The organism is Lutimaribacter saemankumensis, from assembly GCF_900100005.1.
In the GTDB taxonomy this organism is placed as follows: Bacteria; Pseudomonadota; Alphaproteobacteria; order Rhodobacterales; family Rhodobacteraceae; genus Lutimaribacter; species Lutimaribacter saemankumensis.
Window position 1 is genome coordinate 1 of record NZ_FNEB01000040.1, and the last position, 1,362, is coordinate 1,362.

Here is a 1,362-nt window from a genome sequence, read left to right on the forward strand (position 1 = left end):
GGGTTGGCGATTTCTCGTGATATCGCAGAGAAACACGGCGGATCTATTTCTGTATCAAGTACAGTCGGCATGGGTTCAACATTCCGGGTGACGCTGCCGAGCATTTGTGATCAGGGCACTGCCAAGACAAGCAGCACAGAGTTGCGCGAAATCCTGCAATGAGCGGTAATGCGGGTAGGCCAGTGACGTGACGTGCCTTGAGAGTTTTCGAACCTGCTCGCCACAGTGCTGGACGCGGCTGGACAAAAAACTGCCTTGATTGCCACATTTTGGCCGCATTTGACACATAAAAAACATGATTGGGTGAGGGCTTCATTTGATGACGAAGCCCAATGATTTGTGAGAGAAAACAATTTGATCCGGCGGATAGGTTCGCAAGTGTCGACGAACTATCGGACGAGATTTTCCAGAAAGTTGTCCCTTTTCCGGGGGGGGAACAGCACTCATCACGCAGAAATGAAAGCAAGCGAACCAGATGGTCTGTCCACAGGTTCAATGCTTGATAAGCTCGTGAAGAGTTTGTTTCAGGCGGGGGCAACAACGCTTTCAATCTCGGAAGACAATCCCACAGGGCCCCCAAGGGTTATTCTCGTCGCGATCGACGAAAGTCACCCCTCCGCCATCGACAATAGCCCAAAGCACCAAGAACCTTCGAAAGATGAAGTTAAATCTTCGCGCTCACCATTGAAGACTTATCACGGCCTGCCTGAGCATGTTGAGATCTTGGAGAGCCAACCTCAGTTTCTTGATGATGAAGCGACGATGGCAGCGATCCGCAAGATACTCGTAGACGAAAAGCGCGAGCGCAGTCGTCTGGTTTTTCCTGAGCTGGAACCTTTGGATCGTGCAGATGCCGATACCCGTTCTGGCTATGGCGATGTCTCTGACCAAGAATTCGAGAAAAAGGTCGAACTACGTAAGCCCTTCAGTTTGGCGGGCAGAATGTTTGCTAATATGAGCAGTGCTCTAAAAGGTCTGGTCGCTGGCCGAGAGGTTGTTTTCCTGCGTTCGCGCCGGCGTTGAGTAAGTGAAGTCGCTTAGGAGACCCCCCGTCTGTTTCCGAAAGCCGTCATTCGACCATCGTGCAGCTTGTGTCAAAGTGGGCTCTAAACGGCCGTTCGCTACAGTTAGATCGAATGGCCGCTCTGCGGGACTTTTCGGATCTTCAGCATTGCGACGTTTCCTTATGATATCATCCGACTGCTGCAGTTGGCCATGCCTTTCCACCCCTGCGTCACTGCCCGTATCTCCAAATTTTCACTGCAAATGAAAAATCATTAGCCATTTGAAAGCCTGCAGCGCGGAGAGCCGCCCCAGGTCGTATAGCCCCGCCCTATTTGCGCCACATTTCCGCCTTAATGT

2 protein-coding genes are annotated in these 1,362 nt (G+C 51.6%); both read left to right on the plus strand.

The features are described from left to right. Positions 1 to 3 precede the first annotated feature (3 nt). On the plus strand, positions 4 to 162 hold the full coding sequence (locus BLT50_RS19750; RefSeq protein ID WP_342706717.1) for a hypothetical protein: 159 nt from the start codon (positions 4 to 6) through the stop codon (positions 160 to 162). 294 nt (positions 163 to 456) lie between these two features. After that, on the plus strand, positions 457 to 1,023 hold the full coding sequence (locus BLT50_RS19170) for a hypothetical protein (RefSeq protein WP_139170600.1): 567 nt from the start codon (positions 457 to 459) through the stop codon (positions 1,021 to 1,023). The last annotated feature ends 339 nt before the right edge of the window (positions 1,024 to 1,362 follow it).

What these genes read in the sequence shown, in the direction of transcription:
- BLT50_RS19170 (WP_139170600.1), top strand. Translation starts at nt 457, where the DNA reads ATGAAAGCAAGCGAACCAGATGGTCTGTCCACAGGTTCAATGCTTGAT.